The 16,893-nt window shown below is 43.2% G+C and carries 12 protein-coding genes; 2 read left to right on the top strand and 10 right to left on the bottom strand.

From position 1 onward, the window contains the following. Positions 1–9: 9 nt before the first annotated feature. Positions 10–8,268 carry an immunoglobulin domain-containing protein gene (locus tag GVN16_RS07555; protein WP_166563258.1) on the bottom strand — a complete coding sequence of 2,753 codons (8,259 nt, stop codon included), beginning with the start codon at positions 8,266–8,268 and terminating at the stop codon, positions 10–12. A 512-nt stretch (positions 8,269–8,780) separates the two neighbouring features. Between GVN16_RS07555 and GVN16_RS07560 the strand changes: the two genes are divergently transcribed. Beyond that, positions 8,781–9,476, top strand: a complete 696-nt coding sequence (locus tag GVN16_RS07560; protein ID WP_166563259.1) for a membrane or secreted protein — start codon at positions 8,781–8,783, stop codon at positions 9,474–9,476. A gap of 1 nt (position 9,477) precedes the next feature. Here the strand turns inward: GVN16_RS07560 and GVN16_RS07565 are convergent, their stop codons facing one another. The 6 genes from GVN16_RS07565 to nusB all read right to left on the bottom strand — a co-directional run bounded on the left by GVN16_RS07565 (position 9,478) and on the right by nusB (position 13,029). Beyond that, entirely contained in the window at positions 9,478–10,398 is a 921-nt protein-coding gene (locus GVN16_RS07565; protein WP_166563260.1) for an LD-carboxypeptidase, read from the bottom strand. 44 nt (positions 10,399–10,442) lie between these two features. Next, positions 10,443–10,709: a DUF721 domain-containing protein gene (locus GVN16_RS07570; protein ID WP_166563261.1), complete on the bottom strand. Its 267-nt coding sequence runs from the start codon at positions 10,707–10,709 to the stop codon at positions 10,443–10,445. 105 nt (positions 10,710–10,814) lie between these two features. Then, positions 10,815–11,093, bottom strand: a complete 279-nt coding sequence (yajC, locus tag GVN16_RS07575; RefSeq protein ID WP_166563262.1) for a preprotein translocase subunit YajC — start codon at positions 11,091–11,093, stop codon at positions 10,815–10,817. Positions 11,094–11,104: 11 nt separating this feature from the next. Further along, positions 11,105–11,542: a DUF1573 domain-containing protein gene (locus tag GVN16_RS07580; protein WP_166563263.1), complete on the bottom strand. Its 438-nt coding sequence runs from the start codon at positions 11,540–11,542 to the stop codon at positions 11,105–11,107. After that, on the bottom strand, positions 11,542–11,862 hold the full coding sequence (locus GVN16_RS07585; protein WP_166563264.1) for a YtxH domain-containing protein: 321 nt from the start codon (positions 11,860–11,862) through the stop codon (positions 11,542–11,544). The genes GVN16_RS07580 and GVN16_RS07585 overlap by 1 nt, the downstream gene beginning before the upstream one ends. A gap of 60 nt (positions 11,863–11,922) precedes the next feature. Continuing rightward, positions 11,923–13,029, bottom strand: a complete 1,107-nt coding sequence (gene nusB, locus GVN16_RS07590; RefSeq protein WP_229244094.1) for a transcription antitermination factor NusB — start codon at positions 13,027–13,029, stop codon at positions 11,923–11,925. A gap of 155 nt (positions 13,030–13,184) precedes the next feature. Between nusB and GVN16_RS07595 the strand changes: the two genes are divergently transcribed. Beyond that, positions 13,185–14,639, top strand: coding sequence for a S41 family peptidase (locus tag GVN16_RS07595; protein WP_166563266.1), 1,455 nt, complete (start codon positions 13,185–13,187; stop codon positions 14,637–14,639). A 4-nt stretch (positions 14,640–14,643) separates the two neighbouring features. On the opposite strand, the gene GVN16_RS07600 is transcribed toward GVN16_RS07595, so the two are convergent. From GVN16_RS07600 to GVN16_RS07610, 3 genes are read right to left on the bottom strand one after another with little or no spacing between them, the layout of a single operon-like run. Further along, positions 14,644–14,826 carry a hypothetical protein gene (locus GVN16_RS07600; protein ID WP_166563267.1) on the bottom strand — a complete coding sequence of 61 codons (183 nt, stop codon included), beginning with the start codon at positions 14,824–14,826 and terminating at the stop codon, positions 14,644–14,646. A 1-nt stretch (position 14,827) separates the two neighbouring features. Beyond that, complete coding sequence (locus GVN16_RS07605; protein WP_166563268.1) at positions 14,828–15,949, bottom strand: acyltransferase; 1,122 nt, start codon at positions 15,947–15,949, stop codon at positions 14,828–14,830. Positions 15,950–15,956: 7 nt separating this feature from the next. Further along, positions 15,957–16,889 carry a glycosyltransferase gene (locus GVN16_RS07610; RefSeq protein WP_166563269.1) on the bottom strand — a complete coding sequence of 311 codons (933 nt, stop codon included), beginning with the start codon at positions 16,887–16,889 and terminating at the stop codon, positions 15,957–15,959. Positions 16,890–16,893 lie beyond the last annotated feature (4 nt).

A 16,893-nucleotide genomic window follows, 5' to 3' on the forward strand; every position in this document is an offset into this window, starting at 1 on the left:
ATGGATTTATTACTTCACAAACTTCGCCTGACACTTCTTTCCTTCTTTGTTCAAGGCCGTAACAATGTAGACACCGGAAACAAGCTCATTCTTTAGTTTTATCTGCTGGTAACTTTCGACAGGGTTGAAGTGATCAACAGGAATGTCTCTTCCCAGGGCATCATTGATTTTAAGGCTGGTAGTTTCAAAGTTGTTCAGGTAAAGATTGATTTTGTCTGTACTTTCAACCGGGTTAGGAAATACAAAACAAACAGGTTTGCTTTCCGCTGTTTTCACTGAAATGGTATTCAGGGCTTTCCTTGTACCATCCTGATCCGTAAAAAATAGCTGATAGTGGGTCTGATTCGCATACGGAATCGGGTCGTTCAAAGTGTTTTCTGAACTCATTTCACCGAGTTTTGTCCATTTGATCTGATCATTACTTTTGTATACCAGGTATTTTAATGGCCTTACTTCATTGATTTTATTCAGCGAAAGTTCAGTTTTATTTTTTTCATTAATACCTCCTTTTAAGTTGGATTCAGAAAAAATATTTTCTGTCGCACCGAATTCGCCAAGACTGAAAGTAGAAAATTCTACCATTGAAAAATTCCCGCCGATGCTTTCGATAAGCGGTCGGTCCTTTAGCACTGTACTTTCTCCAAGCTCGAAATTGTCGTTGTTTTTCAGCTGACAATCTTCATTCACGCCGATGTAGTTGACGATCGATAACCTGGATTGCTCCTCTGAGGATAAACCGGAAGGGTAATCTGAAATTTCATTATCAGATATAAATAACCGTATTTTAACAGGCTTTGAAAGTACAGCCTGTGAAGAAGATTTAAAATGATAGTAACGCGGAACGTACCTGGTGCCATGATCCGTCTCGAAATAGTTCTGATTATCCGGGTGGGTAAAACTCAGGGTCACCTGTTCAAGGTTTTGCCCCTCAGGATGAATGGCTGCCACAATTCTGGCATTCGGATCAATTAAATAATGCCAGTCTTTGCCGGCCACCTTATCAAGCCTGATTTCCTGACATTCACCTGTGTTGGTTTGAGGGAACTGGTAGTAACATGGTTCAACATTTACGATTATCAGCTGCCTCTTGCTTTCACATCCGTTAATGCTGTCTTTCGATACAATCGCATAAGTAAATTTCCCTTCTTTGCTGGTCTCAGGTAAAATCAGGGATCCTTTTGCAACGGTACCAGAAGTGTCTGAATACCACAGCACAGGAAGTTCAGACTCCGCTTTTATGGCTTCGTTTACCGAAAACAGGCAATAGGTGAATTCCTCACTAACTTTGGGAGCTTTTGGAGACGGTTTAACGTTAATTTCAATCCTGGTCCGTTTACTTTCACATCCAAAGCTATTGCTTAAGGATAGGTAATGGGCACTCCTGTAGACAGAATCCATGTTTACCGAAGGAATATTCCACCTTTCTAAAGTATCTGTTTCGTTTAGGTACCAAGCCAGTTTATTGCTGTCTGCAAACATTATCTTCTGGATTTTATCCGGTTTTTCAAACTGACATACTTCGATAGCCCCTTCGTTCGGAGCTTCAGGGGCAGGATTTACTTTTATTCTGAAAGTGTTGGTGTTCCTGCTGCAGGTGCTTTTCTCATCTATCTTAAAATTGATTTTCAACCTGTAATCACCCTGATCACTTGTTTTAAGGAATTCATTCAGGCTTAACCCTTGAGTACTGAAGATCGTTTTATAGGTTGAACCTTCTTTCTTTTGCCATTCTACCAGTTTGGGTTCTCCGATAATCCCCAGTTTAGCGGTATCTATGTTCAGGTACTGATTGTCGCAGACTTCGACGGGCACTTGGGTGCCCTTTATTTCATTTACCTTGAGAACGACTTCATTTGACATGCCGTCCAGCCGCGAATCTTTGATATAGCACCGATACAGGCTCAGATGCGGGTTTTCATCGTTGCCGATTTTGAGTATTTTCAGATCTTTCAGATTTTCACCAGGCATATCTGAAAAAACAGCCTCTCCCGGGCGTTTTCTCTGCCATTGGTAGCTTACTTCTTCTTCCCCTTTTGTTTTGGCCGTAAAAGTCACGCTGTTGCCATCGCAGTCTGTCTGATCCTTGGGCTGGGTGGCAAATCCCAGCGACGGTTTAATGATGGCTGTTATTTCAGTCCGCTCACTTTCACAGTTATACGAACTGGTTTGCGAAACAAAATGCCTGTAAGTTTTTGCGGCCTGATAGATTGGTGCGTTGGATTGAAAAGTCTTGCCTGTTTTCGAAGTAAACCATTTAAGATTCTCTCCTTCGGCAGAGAAAATGAGATTCTGGCCTTCATAAATATAGGCAGGGGTGGTATTTTTAGGAGCGGAAGGTTCCTGGTGAACATTGATTCTGATCAGGGCTTTATGGCTCTGGCAACCAGCATTGTTAACCTGGCTTAAATAGAAAACCTGTTCCCCAGCAAAGTTTGTATTGATCAGGGGCATTTTGTCCGTTCCGGTCACATCATTTTCATGACCATACCAGATCGGGTCACTGTCGGCCTGTATCTGGACATCAAGTTTGCTGATTTTTTCGTACTGGCAAAAATCGAATGTGTGACTAACCGGGTCGGGTGGATATGCTCCGATCGTAAGGGTAGATTGATCTGTATTTTCAATACATTCCAACCCATCTGAACTAAAAATAACCTGACATCTGTATCTCGGAGCATCCCATGACCTGATTTCCTTATAGGTGAGTTTATCGGTTTGTGCACCGCTGATATTGTCATCATCTTTCATATTCTGCCAGTCATCAGCCGACCCGTAACGGTACTGCCATTGGTAGGATTTTACAGACCCGGTCACTACAAAATGATTTTTCAGATCCAATGAAAATGATTTTCCGGTACAGATTTTAAAATCGGGGAAGTTTCCCGTCAGGCCGTTTACTTTTAAAATGGCCGCAGCAGTGATGATCTGTGAAACTGAATCGGTAATTATACACCTGTATTGACTTAAATCGGGGTTTTCTTTGTTGCCGGTAGAATAAACCTTTAAGCCGGAAGTATTGGAAAGTTTGATATTCGGCATCTCATCGGTCAGGGATACGAATTCATTTTCACCCGGCCGTTTTCTTTGCCATTGATACACCAGCTTTGCGGCACCTTCAGCAGTAGTTTTAAACGTGACCATGTTTCCTTCGCAGTTGAGCTGATCGGAAGGTTGCTGAATAACAGACAAGACCGGATAAAGTGCAGCCGTAATTTTAATTTTGGGGCTTTGGCATTCTCCAATGGTCTGACTCAGCCAGTAGCTGAAGACCCCGGGTGCTGTATGCAAAGGGGCATTTGTAAAACCTGTCATATCTGTTTCGGAGGTATACCAGCGAAGATTTTGCCCGGTCCCCGAAAAGTGCAGTGGTGCGGGCTGAATGACGCTCGTTGGAGTAGTGTTAACAGGTGGAGCTACTCCTTCAATCACTTTAATCAGAACACTCAGCGTTTTCTCACCACATATAGAGCTGCAAACAGCCTTGTAGGTTTGATCAGAAGTGGGATATACCCTGATCTGGAGCGTAGAGTCGCCGGTTGACCACCTGATCTGACCTCCACAATTATTGGCTTTGAGATCGACGAAATTACCTGAACAGAGGGCGGTGTCCTGAACATTCAGACTAAAATCTATTGAAGGCCTGACATAAACCCCTACGGATGGGGAGGTACTTTTATTACAACTGCTCAGTTCACAAACATAAACCGAACGGAAGTAAACGGTCTGGCCGGAGTTTTTCCAGTCTGAAAAGTTCAAAACAGAATCCGTTCCGGGGATGGCTACCCAGTAAGAAGAAGATTCTGAACCCGATTTCTCGTTCATTTGCCAGCTGATCTGACAATTACCTGTCCCTCCTGAGATGATCGTTTTTAAGTTAACCGGCTCATCCGCACAAACTTCCGCTTTGGAAGCTTCGGTTTTTAGCACCGGGTCAGGCTGAATAAGGACTTTGACAAAATTTGAATAAACCACAGAATGACAGGAGTCCGCCACTTTGCGGCGATAGCAGGTGGTTTTAGTCAGTGCTGCCGGGTTGAAAGTAAGGTTATGTGCCCCGGCTATTTCTTTCCAGTCTGCACCTTCGGTGACACAGGTTTCGCTCAGCTCCCATGAAATACTTTGATTTTTTCCTCCGGCAGGTGAAACCACATTGGTAATTTCCGGTGGATTAAATCCGGCACAGTTGACAGCATTTGAACCTGAAATTTCACCGGGTTTCAGGTCTGCGGGAGGAATCAAGTTCAGCACGTTACTCCTCCCTGATATACATCCTTCCTGGTGACAATGAGCATATATATCAAGAGGTACATCGGTTTTTATTTCAACGATTTGACCTTCCAGTCCGTTACTCCAGACTATTTTACCCTGGCAGGCACTGGCAGAAAGCCTGAAAGGCTCACCTTTGCAAACCTGACTGGCTTCCAGGCTGATGACTGGAGCATTTAACCCGATGCTGAGAACTCTGACAATTACCTGATCATTTGCTGCTGTCGTACATCCGTTTATTTCGCAAGAGGCCGTGTACTGGTTGACAGAATCTTTCGGAGTAACTTTAATCAAGGGGCCGGTGTCATTGGTTGACCAAACAATTTTACCAGGGCAATTGCCAGCGTTAAGCTGAATTTCCTGTGGAGAGCAAAGGGTCGTATCATTGCTCAAGACCGGGACATAGGAAGCAATAACTGTAAGTTTCGTGCCGTTTGTGGATGAATAAGCCGTACAGGTACTTCCATTTCCGTTATCAAAAATGATCCTGCAACGGTAATATCCCTGGTGGGTAATCTTACAGTTCTGGATGTTCAGGGTAGGTTGATTTGCCTGGTCGATGTTTTCCCAGCTTCCTGATGTTCCGGCTCTGAACTGCCATAGATAAGACTCTGCTTTTCCGGATATGGTCAATGCATTCAGGTTGAATTCAGTGCCTGTCCCTTCACAAACGGTTTTTGCAGTGAGGGTTCCGGTGATGGAATTGACCGATAATTTTGCCTCTTCGGAAAAAATCTGGCAATGGCTCGTAAAAAGTACGACCCTGAAAATGGTTTGTTCGGGGTTAATCTCAGAACCCACCTGGCTGATTTTCAACTTATTTTGATTTTCTCCCGGAATATCCTCAAAGGAGCCACCCGGAAGTTTTTTCTGCCATTGCAAGGAAGTATAACCGCTTGCAACAATCGTAAAATCGACAGCATTGCCTTTGCAATCGGCTTGTGACAACGGCTGTGTCTGTATTTCGGGCAACGGATTTGCGGTTAATGTGGTGTCTTTTGTTGTAATGCAACTATTGGAATCTTTGACACTCACCTGGTAATTACCGGTGATTAATCCTGTAAACTCTCCGTCATTTTTAAATAATCCTGAATTGATACTGAACATAAACGGTGCTTTTCCTGACAAGGTTTTGATGCTTATCTTTCCGTCTGATTTGTCTGGGCAGCTTACTTTTTCAAGGGCGATGCTTAAGTTCAAGTGAGGGATAATACCGATACTTACCTTTTTCCTTGGGCCTTCGCAAGTTACATTATCTGATGTTTTGACGTAAGAAACATAAAAAGCAGACGGTGTCAGATTGTGAGATACCATAAAAGGGTTTTGTTCAGATACATGGTTGTTACCTGTTTCTGAATCCCACCATCTGAAGGATTCTCCGCCGGAGGCCGTAAGTGTGGCTGTTCCGCCCGGACAAACCTCAGTATCAGAAACCAGTGGTAAAGTGTTAAGTTCCGGGTGGATACTATTAAGTTGAATCTCGGCATTGGCAGTACAGAAGCCTTGTTTTACAGTCACTTCGTATTTTCCCGGGGTATTGATGCTGATTTTCCCTGTATTCTGATCATTGACTAATAATGAATCGGATTTCCAGGAATAAATGGGAGGCTTCTGATGGCCTGTTTCTGTATTGATCTCCGCGAACAGTTGAGCTTTCCGGTTCAGATTACCGGTCGCACACAAAGCACTGATGGAAGGGTTGATTTTAACCGTCAGCGGTGCTGATATGGTTATTTCAATTCCGGCCTTTTTACTTTCGCATTGATGCAGATCAGTCTGACTCACAAAATAATATTGCTTACCAGCAGTTTGAGAATCCGGAGTAAATGGTGTTTCACTCGCCGGTGAACCCTGGTCGCCGGAGGTATACCATTTAAGAAGATTACCTTCTGCCGGAATAGCGGTAAGGGCTTCTGTTTTTTCACCTTTACAATAACCACTTTTTCCGGATATCCCGGGAGGTTCCGGAAGTTTCAAAACGCTTATTCTGGCCGGGTTGGTCCTGAAAACCTGGTCGCAGGCATCTTTGATTTCACACCATACCTCGGCGTTGTTATCTGCAAAAGCGAGATTACCCAAAACCAACTCTGTGGTGTCGGTTCCGATGGCTTGTCCGTTTTTCATCCATTGATAATGTAAAGCGACACTTCCTGTGGCATTGATATTGAAAGCCACATTGCCTCCTTCACATGCCTGCTGATCCTGAGGGTGCTTATGTATCTGAATTTTTGGCAACACTTTGATCACCGCAACCCCGGATGTGTCAGATCCGCAATCTGAGCTGACCTCACACCGGTACTGCCCGGCGTCCTGCAGCTGAACGGCATGAATGATCAGCTCAGAAGAGTTTTGCCCTGCTATATTCTGGTTGTCTTTCATCCATTGATATCTTATCTGGCCGCCACCAGACACCTCTACTGTTAATTTCAGAGTATTTTCTTCACACAGGGTTTGTGACAGCGGATTCTTGGTAACAAAAGGCTTGTCATTTATTTTAATATGAACTTTAAGGCTGTCTGAGGTACATTGAGTGGCAGGATCCTTCAATTGAAAATAGAAATTGTAATCTCCCGGAGTTTTCGCAACAGGAAGGGAAACCGGTAAAGGAGAGGCCTCTGTAAAAGCCTGGTTCACTACAGTATTAAAGCCGGTAAGTTTCTGTTCACCTGGTGTGAAACTGAATATAGCAGGAGAGCCGGTTACAGTATTGAACTCCAAAAACACATTTTCAGAACCCGGGCAGGCCTCATAGTCTGTTTTCATATTTATCGCGGGGCGGGTGTGAACCATAGCGTTGAATTCACGCTTCAGGCTTTCGCAGCCTTTATCATCTTTACTGCTTACATAAAACGTGTTGGAGGTGTTGATTACAGGGCTGTCAAATGCTGAAACGGATGATGCCAAAGGAGGCCCGGAAGGATTGTCATACCAGAAAAAGGAAGCAGAAGTGCCTTGAACAGCCGCATGAATGGTGCCGGGACCACAGCGTTCGACAGGACTGATGGCCGCAGGCATTTCAGGTCTTGGGTTAATGACGTAGGCTGTTCTGGCTGCCGTTTTTAAACACGTACCTTCTGTCAGGTTGCCTCCGGGCCCCTGCAGCACATTTTTAAAATTAACTTTTACCTGGAAGGCGTTTTCTGACGGCAGAATACCTTTGACTGTCAGTTTTTCATTGTTGACACCTATGAAACGGTCCGATTCGGTCAGGGCATTGTAAGAAGAACCCCCGGATTTCATCAGCCATTGGTAAGACAGCACTTCTCCATCGACAGAAGCCGGGAAAAATTCAGCATTGTCTCCTTCACAAAACTGGTGTGATAAGGTGGGCTGAATGGTGGTGCTGAGTTGGTTTACAAACAGACCGGCTTCATGGGTATAGGTGGTACACCCACCCTGATCGGTTATCCTGCAACGATAGACACTCCCGTGTTCAGCATTGGTCAGGCTGTTGACCTTCAGGTTTCCGGAATTGACGTCCGGAATTTTTGAACTTGTGGCCAGATCCGTGAATCCGCCGTTTTTAAGGATCTGCCACTGGTACGTCAATGGCCCGGAACTGCTGGCAGAAGCCCTGAACTCAACACCCGAGCCATTACATTGGGTGAGCGACTGCGGCTGGATACTGATTTCGGTTTTCTGAGCAAAAATGGCTGATTCATTGCTGAAAAGGGTGTCAGAAGAGCTTGAATCCGTGATCATCACCCGGTAAGCCTTGAGCGAATTGACGTCTGACAAGTCCAGGGAGATGTTTCCGGAAGTGGCTTTCGGATCGCCGGATGCCCCGGATACCTCCTGCCAGGACTGCCCGGCTTCTTTAAACTGGAACTGAAAATAAGCTGCACCGCTGACTGCTGCAGATAATTTTACAGAGCCGCCGGGGCAGATGTAGGTTTTGTCTGCTGTCAGGTTTGACGTAAAAAACATAGAAGTGCCGGTCTGAGCCGACACGTGGTGTAATACAAGAAATAACCAAACGATGTGGACGTAAAGTCTATTCATTTTACTTTGTGTGTTTATTGTGCGAAAAAAGAGGAGTCTCTACTTAAACAAAAAAACCGGTGATATCACCGGTTTTTTGTATCTAGCCCTAACCATTAAATTAACCTAAACAAAAGATTGATTTAGTTTCTTTTATTGTAATAAAAATTCTTTTTCTCCTTCGCTTTTTTCAGGAGATATATTTCATAACATCCCAGAATCAAGAGAATCGGGAGAATAACAAGTGATATCATATGACCAAATGAATAACCTAGTTCTTCAAATGATTCTATTAGTAGTAGATCTCTCATAATATTTAGACGGGGTTTCGATTACAAAGTAACAGCGTATTAAGATTTTTTTTTAGAGTAGAAATACGCAATTTAAAAAGTTAAAACACCTGAATTTTTTCAGGGTATATTATATTTACGTAAATGAGTTTTTTTAGGATGATTAAAAACGGTTTTTTTGCTGATAATAAGTAACTTATTTATTGATCGGTTCGTTTTAAGTCTTATTAACCCGGAGCAACAATGAAAAAAATAGTAATGATCTGTACTTTTTTGTGCATGAATTTCCTGGCCAACGCACAAAATATCAAAGGGGCATGGGAATTGAAAAGTGACAATAACATGGCCGTTATACTCGCTAATGAGGACTATCTCGTCGTCACCTCCTATGACCTGACCAATAAGAAATTTGAGAACACCTGGGGTGGGAAATATATGCTGAACGGAGATCAGGTGACGATAGATGTTGAGTTCAACACCGCCAGCGTGGCTATGGTGGGGACCAGTCAGACCTATATCCTGAAGACAAAGAAAAAAAGCCTGGAGTTTGACGGAGCTAAATTTGAAAGAGCAGACAACGGGTCGGAAACTGCCCTGGCCGGGCTGTGGAGAATCACCGGAAGGGCCGGCGAAGACGGTCAGATCAACCAGATGCAGGGCGGCCCCAGAAAAACGCTTAAAATGATTACAGGCACCCGGTTCCAGTGGTTTGCCATCAATCCGATGAGTAAAGAGCTTTTTGGTACAGGGGGAGGAACCTACACGTTAAAAGACGGAAAATACACAGAAACCATCGAATATTTCCCGAAAGACAGCACCAGGGTAGGGGCCAGTCTTTCTTTTAATGCAGAAGTCAAAGGAAACGAATGGATACATTCCGGTAAAAGCTCGCAGGGAAGCCCTATCAAAGAAGTCTGGACGAAACAGGTACCGAAGTAAATCAGGCGATCAGGGTTGAAGAAAGTGTGCTTTGACTGGCTTCTGTATTGAGGTGCATGATTTCTCCGAGCCTCAGGGCATGGTTTTTCTTTTCATGGCCGAACGGGAAGCCAAAAGCAATGGGGAAATCAAGCCCTTCCGTATGTTCCAGAATAATCTCGCGGGCATTTTTACCGAAAGGTTCATCATTGTCTTTGCAATCTGAAAAGTCACCGATGATCAGACCGGCCAGTTTGTCCAGTTTTTTTGCCCTTTTCAGTTGAACCATCATCCGGTCAATGTTGTACAGGTATTCGGAAATATCTTCAAGCAGCAATATTTTCCCATCATAGGTCCTGTCTGACTTTGAGCCGATAGAATGAGCCAGCATGCACAGATTTCCGCCTGTGACCTGCCCGGTGCCCTCACCGGTTCTGTTGGGAGCATCAGAGGAGAACTGATAATTAAGATTTTCTCCGAAAAGAGCTTTTTTCAATGTTTCATTTGAAAAACTGTCAAAGCCCATTGTCTTGGGCATCGGGCCGTGGATACTCTGAAAGCCAATTGACTGAATTTCAAGGTGCAGGGCGGTAATGTCTGAAAAACCAATGACCCATTTCGGAGAATTATAAAAGGCAGTAAAGTCAAGCCTGTCGATGATCCTGGATGACCCGTAGCCACCTCTGGCAGAAAATACCGCTTTGATTTCAGGATCATTCAGAAAACCCTGTAATTCAGAGAGCCTGGCATTGTCAGTATCGGAAAAGTTATAATATGAACTTCCAACTGTGTGGCCGGTAACCACCCTCAGGCCCCAGTCTTCTGTAAATATCCTGATCGCCTCATCAATCGACGACCTGTCTAATTTACTGGCCATGGCCGAAATGGCAATGGTATCATTTCTGTTTAAAAACGGAGGAGCAAGTGGTATTTTGCTGATCATGGAAACAGGATTTTTATCTGAAAATTAAAAATAAAGCAAAAGAATCAGATAAAGACTACTTCATTGATAACATTTTCACCAATTTCTTCATTGAGCATTTTGATGAGTTTGGATTTCGCCAGAATTAATTCCTGTCTCAGGGGGGCGGAGGTGATCTGAAGGAAGAGGACACCTTTGCTGATGTAGATTTTTTCGGTTCTTCCGGCAATGGAAGGCCCCATGATTTTTTCCCAGTAAGTGACCAGGTACGACTCGTTGAACTTGGATTTTAAGTTAAAAGTTTTCAGGAAAGATTCAAAAGCATCTTTCATGGGTATCGATTTTGTATTTCGGGCAGTGTATGACAATTTATCTCAGGATTAAAAAATAAAGGGTAATGCCCGTTATGAACATTACCCTAAATTTACTAAAAAATATTAGGCTTTTTTCTTAGAAATCGAAGATTTTTCGAAAGTTAATCTTGCTCCGCCTCCGGCTGATATCGTGATGGTGGTTTCGTCGTTTGTCAAAACTTTTCCATGCAATCCACCTGCTGTGATTACCTCATCGCCAGGCTTTAATTCATCAACCATTTTCTGCTGATCTTTTTGTTTTTTCTGCTGTGGTCTGATCATGAAAAAATACATGACAACAAACATACCGCCCATTAGAATTAAAAAGCTGTAGTTGCTTCCACCTGCTTGTAAGAGTACCATATTTTTTAAGATTAATTTGTTTTAACTTCTTCTTTCATATTAACGATCACGCTGAAACTCAGGGCGACATTAGAGTTGGAGGCGTTAGAAATGACATTAACGTATTTCTTGTTCACTCCCGGCTTGCCTTCGCTGTTGAAATTGACTTTGATTTCACCCGTCTGGCCTACACCTACGGGCTTCTCAGGTTTCTCCGCCACTGTACAGCCACATGAGACCTGCACATCAAGGATTTCAAGTGGCCTGGTTCCCGTATTTTTAAATTTGTATACGGTCGACACGACTTCACCTTCCTTAATTTCTCCAAAGTTATGGGAAATTTCTCCGAACTCTATTTTGGCAGAATCAGACATCGCTGACGCGTTTTTGTCTTTGGCAGAATCGGAGCCTGAGCAACCAATACCTGCGATGCCCGCTAATAAACCTGCAGAAATCAGCAATTGCTTCATCAGGCCTTGGATTTGATTTGGGTCATCAGGTTTTCTACGTCTTCCAGAAGCTTTTCGGCTTTCTGACGGGCTTCATTGACCACTTTTTGTCCTTCAACCTTAGCCTGGCTGTCTCCGCCTGCCATTTCAAGAGCCACTTCGTCGCCTCTTTCGATCAGGTCAGCAATAAAAGCTTCAAGCTGTTCTCTGTATTGGGAAAGTTTTGAACCAAGTTTTTCTCTGGTCACTTCACCTTTTTCGGGGGCGAATAAGATTCCAATGGCCGTACCTGCTGCCAAACCGGCTAAAAATGCAAAAAATGATTTTGAAGAATTACTCATAATATCTATAAATTTTCAATAAAATTATCTCAAAAAAAATTAAAGCCAAACCATTTTCTCTTATTTATTATCCAGCATTCCTCTTCCTGACTTTTTGATGATGCCATCTTTTACCAGGTTTTTGGACACCGTGTCAAGGATCCCGTTCACGAACTGGCCGCTTTTCGGGGTGCTGAAATTCTTGGATATTTCAATGATTTCGTTGATCGTCACTTTGACCGGAATAGCCGGATAATTGATCATTTCTATGATCCCCATTTTAAGGAGGATACGGTCTGTTTCAGAAATCCTGTCAAAGTCCCAGTTTTTCAATACCGGCACAAGATACTCCAGGAGTTCGTCGTCTTTAAGGATGGTTTGTCTGAAAAGGGTGGTCAGGAATTCCCTGCTGTCGTCCCAGGTCTCATCCAGTTTTTGAATATCTATGTGCTGAATATCCGGAAAATCCTGCAAGGTGTGCGTGATCATTGATCTCAGGATATCTCTGTCTTCAGACCAGTAAATGTCGACTTTCTCAAAATGTTCAGAAGCCAGCTCATGTTTAAGCAGAACATTCTTAACCAGGTATTTAATGATGGCCAGGTCTTCTTCGGCTGTATGATTTACTTTGGCTGAATATTCAACAACTTTAGCGTTGTTTTTAATGGCTTCGTTAAAAAACTTGTTGATAAACACCTGGTCTTTCTCCCAGTTGGCCCCTCTTTTCAATGTAAGGGTTTCCAGCTCTTTGGACTCAGTTAAAGCCTTGATGATTTTGTTCTTATGTAATCCAGAATAGCCGGGGTCTTTACCTGGCTGGTCATGTTTTTTAGCAATCAGAATCAAAAGATTAAGCAATGACAGATAGTGATCATAGACTTTCTCCGCATCCATGATGCATTGAAGGCTATAATTGTCATAGTCTTTTTTGTTTTTGATCTTGAAAAAATCCCTGGCTTTTTTCAAAGCTGCAGTCACTTCTGACGGAGCATCAAACTCTTCGTTGGAAGGTTTTAAGGAATTTTCATCCTGGAAGATGTTCTGGGCTAGTTTTGATAAACCCTGAAGTCTGGATTTATCCTGTTTTTCCATGGAGTTGAGATCGGGAGCGAAGCACTCCTCAATGATGTCCTGAGCAAGAAGGAAATTGGCACCTTTAGCTTTTTCATAAGCATAAAGGGCTTGCATGGCTCGAATACGAATTAGGCGTCTGTTAAGCATACGCGTTCAAAGAACGAATTGTTTTAGACCACAAAGATAGTAAAAGAAGTTTTTTTTTTCGAGGATATTTAAAAATCAATACGTAATTTTCAAAAATATACCATCAGATTCCCTGTAACTCAATGAAATTGTACAATTTAAAGAAGGCCTTCCCACTGTTTTTGCTCTGTATTCTTGTTTTTCCGGTGAGTGCCCAGGTGAAACTGAAACCCGAACAGATGAAGGAAGATCTGAGGTATCTTAAAGACAGGCTTCAGCTATTGCACCCCGGTTTGTACCGTTACAATGACAGTCTGAAGTACGAGGAACATTTTCAGCAATTGAACCGCGACTTTGAAAAAGAGACAGATTTTAAAGACTTTTTTACAGGAATGGCTCCCATGATTACCGATATTAAAGACCTGCACACGAGTTTTGATTTTCCTAAAAATAAGTATGGCAAAAACCCGAAAGTATTTCCGCTGATTGTCCGCCGGTTCGGAGACCGTTTTTTTGTTCACTTAAATGGCAGCTCCGATACCACCATCATCCGGACGTCCGAAATTGTCAGGATAAACCAGGAGCCGGTGATTGACATTTATAGGAACCTTCAGACCCTTTACGGTACGGATAACGGCAATGAGACCAGTAAGGAATATTATGCGGAAAAGGCCTTTGCCTCCTATTATCTGAGGTATTATGGTATGCCGGACAGTGTTTCGGTAAGTTACAGACTACCTGCCAATGATACTGTTTTTGTCAGGAAAATAGCGATGGAAACCAATAAGATATTGCTGAAAACCTTGTCGGAACGCTACAAAAACGCCCTGAGGAAGAACTTTGACTTTGTTATCCTGGATTCACTCAACAAGGTGGCCCGGCTGGACATCAGTTCTTTTACGCTCAAAGGAAAGTATTTCGACCTTACCCAAAGCCGGTTTAAAAAAGAGCTGAGAAAACGTTTTGTGGCGATTGAGAAAACGGGCATTAAGCATCTTATTATTGATTTACGGGGGAATGGGGGAGGGTATATTCCCAATATATCAAGACTGATGAAGTATATTTCGCCGGAACCTTTCAAGCTGATCGACACGATGATGTTCAGGAGGAAAGCCTTTAACAAACTCTTCCCTTTTTATACCATTGGTCCGCCAATTGTTGCCTCCTTTTTATTCAGGAAGCTTGACAGCCGCCACCGCTACCTTGTGAACCGGAATCCGAAAAAACACAAGCCTTACAAGGAAAACCATTTTGATGGCAAATTGTATTTTTTGATGGACGGAGGCTCTTATTCAGCTACTACTTTTACACTTGGACTGGCCTATGACATGAACCTGGGTACTTTTATCGGGACAAGGCCCGGTGGAGCCAACTGGGGTAGTTTTGCAGGAGAATGGGACAATTTCAAGCTTCCGAACTCAAGGATTAAAATCCATATGCCGCTTTATAAGATCGTTCATGCCCAGCCCAAAGGCAGGATCAAAGGCTTTTTTATCGAACCTGATTACTATGTTGGGTATGGCTTTAACGATTTCCTCAAAAGGGAAGACACCGTATTGAAGTTTACAGTCAATATGATCAGGGCAAGTAACTTATAAAGGCTTACTGTGCCGGAAGCAGGAATTCCCTGCGGATGTTGTTGATCAGAAATTTCTTTTGAAGAGTAAAGCTTTCCGGATGGACTTGCTCAAATAAAGTCTTCCATTCTGCATAAAGGGCAGGTTTCTTTTCGCGGAAAACTTCTCCGTTGATTTTCTTCTGAACAAGGTATTCTTCAAAACTCATATCAGTATCCGAATTTGTCTTTTAAACGATTAACAGGCCTTTCGATGGCATACCATGAAAGCGAAGCAATGGCGATGGTAATGACATAGAGTAAAATTATTTTCAGGATCACGAGATTTCCTGTACCGAATCCCGGCCAGACAGCCCCTAAATGTTCCAGCAGTTTTCTTGTCGGATGGTTTGCCCCGCTGTGGTATTCATTGAAAACAAAGTTATGAAGAAGATAAACACCATAACTTATTTTTCCGATATAAACGGCTACGTTGTTTTCAGAAAAATACTTGAAAAAAGTATCTTTTGAGGCTGCTCTGTCGATAAATAACAGCCTTCCGATCAGGAAAACCGAAAAAAGAGCCTCAGCGAATCTTAAAACAACCATATCGTAGAAATTATGGTTGGTCCCCTGATTTCTGTAAAGAAGTACCACGAAAATATAAATCAAAAGGCTGATAGCCAGGTAGATGTTGCTTTTGAAAAGGCTGAGCATTTTATCATTGCCGGTCTTTCTCCAGTACGCCAGCAAGCCTCCCAGGCCAAAGGCATCAAGGCAGGTGGGCATCAATACATAAGAGCTGATCCAGGAAGCCTGATGAAGAAATAAATATAATCTGAGGCCGATGGCCAGCGGAATAAAAAAGACCAGTACGTTCCTAATTTTACCAAGAGGTAAAAACAGGACCAGGAACGGGAAGAAAATATAGAACTGTTCTTCCACAGCCAGAGACCAGAGGTGGTCGACTGAGCCCATCCAGGTTTGATAAATGGCCATGTAGTTATTGGTCATGTAAGTGACCAGCCACCAGAATTTTTCTCTCACCGGCGGAATATTGAGTAAAAACAGCACAGCAAGCGTAATATAATACAGCGGGAAAATCCGGAGGGTTCTTCTGATATAAAATTGTTTCAGTGAGAAACCATGGGCCCTGCCCAGGTTTTCATCTTTCTTTTTGGCGTCCATGAGGATGCCGGTGATGAGAAATCCACTCAGAACGAAGAAGAGGCAAACGCCCAGATAACCAGCCGGGAAACCCAGTTTATCACCTGACCAGTGATCTGCTAAAACAAGAGAAACGGCCCAGAAACGAACACCGTCGAGAGATTTTATGTAAGAGTTGTTGTTCAAGTTATTTTTATTCAATGTAATCTATGTATCTGCCATATTCCTCCAAAGGTATAAAATTATTGCTTGTACGGGTATTCAAAACATTGAAAAGGATAAAAAGTGATATAAAAAACCCTTGTAATGAAATGGTGAAAAAAGCCAGGATCAATGACGAGGCCCAGCCAGGAGTGGCTTCATTAGCGATAAATTTGAGATAAAGCACGATGATAGTCCCGACCGCCGAGCAACCTATCATAATCGAAACAAAAATCAATATTCTGACGGCGGCAGTGTCAAAAAGCACGGAAACGGCACTCAGGCCATGTAAAATGAGGGAAACAAAGTTCATTTTTGATTTACCTGCCAGTCGCTTGCCGCGGTTGATGGGGACAGAGGAATAAAGCAGCCTGGACCGGATAACGCCGCCCGGGAAATTGTTCCAGATTTCTGAAACGAAGGCTGTTTTTTTAACCTTGTTTTCGGGGATAATGCAAAAATTCCCGAAAGTGATGGCTTTACCCGTCAGCATCTTAAAGACCAGGCGGTAAAAAAAATAGAAGATTCTGAAGGTCGGGCCTTCCGATCTCTTGCTTCTTTCTGCAAAAATAATGTGCTCGTGCTGCTGATCCGACCGGGCCACCAGTTTGGCAATGTCCTCAGGCTTATCTTCTCCGTCGCCGTCCATCACGATCACCTTGTCATAGCCATCGTTATGGGCCAGGTAAGAAAGTCCTATGGCTATGGCCCTTTGGTGACCGATGTTCCTGATCAGGTGAATGACTTCAACCGGAAAATCTTTGAAGGCCGAAGGGTGATAAGGCAGTGTGGAACTGTCATTAACGATCAGGAAGCTCAACCTGATATCGGTATTGGTATATAACTGCCGGGTATTTTCCAGTAAAAGCTTTAAAGCCTCCCAGTCGTTGAAGACCGGAATCACTACTTTTATATTTTTGGTCATGGGT

The organism is Emticicia sp. CRIBPO (genome assembly GCF_009905725.1).
In the GTDB taxonomy this organism is placed as follows: domain Bacteria; phylum Bacteroidota; class Bacteroidia; order Cytophagales; family Spirosomataceae; genus Leadbetterella.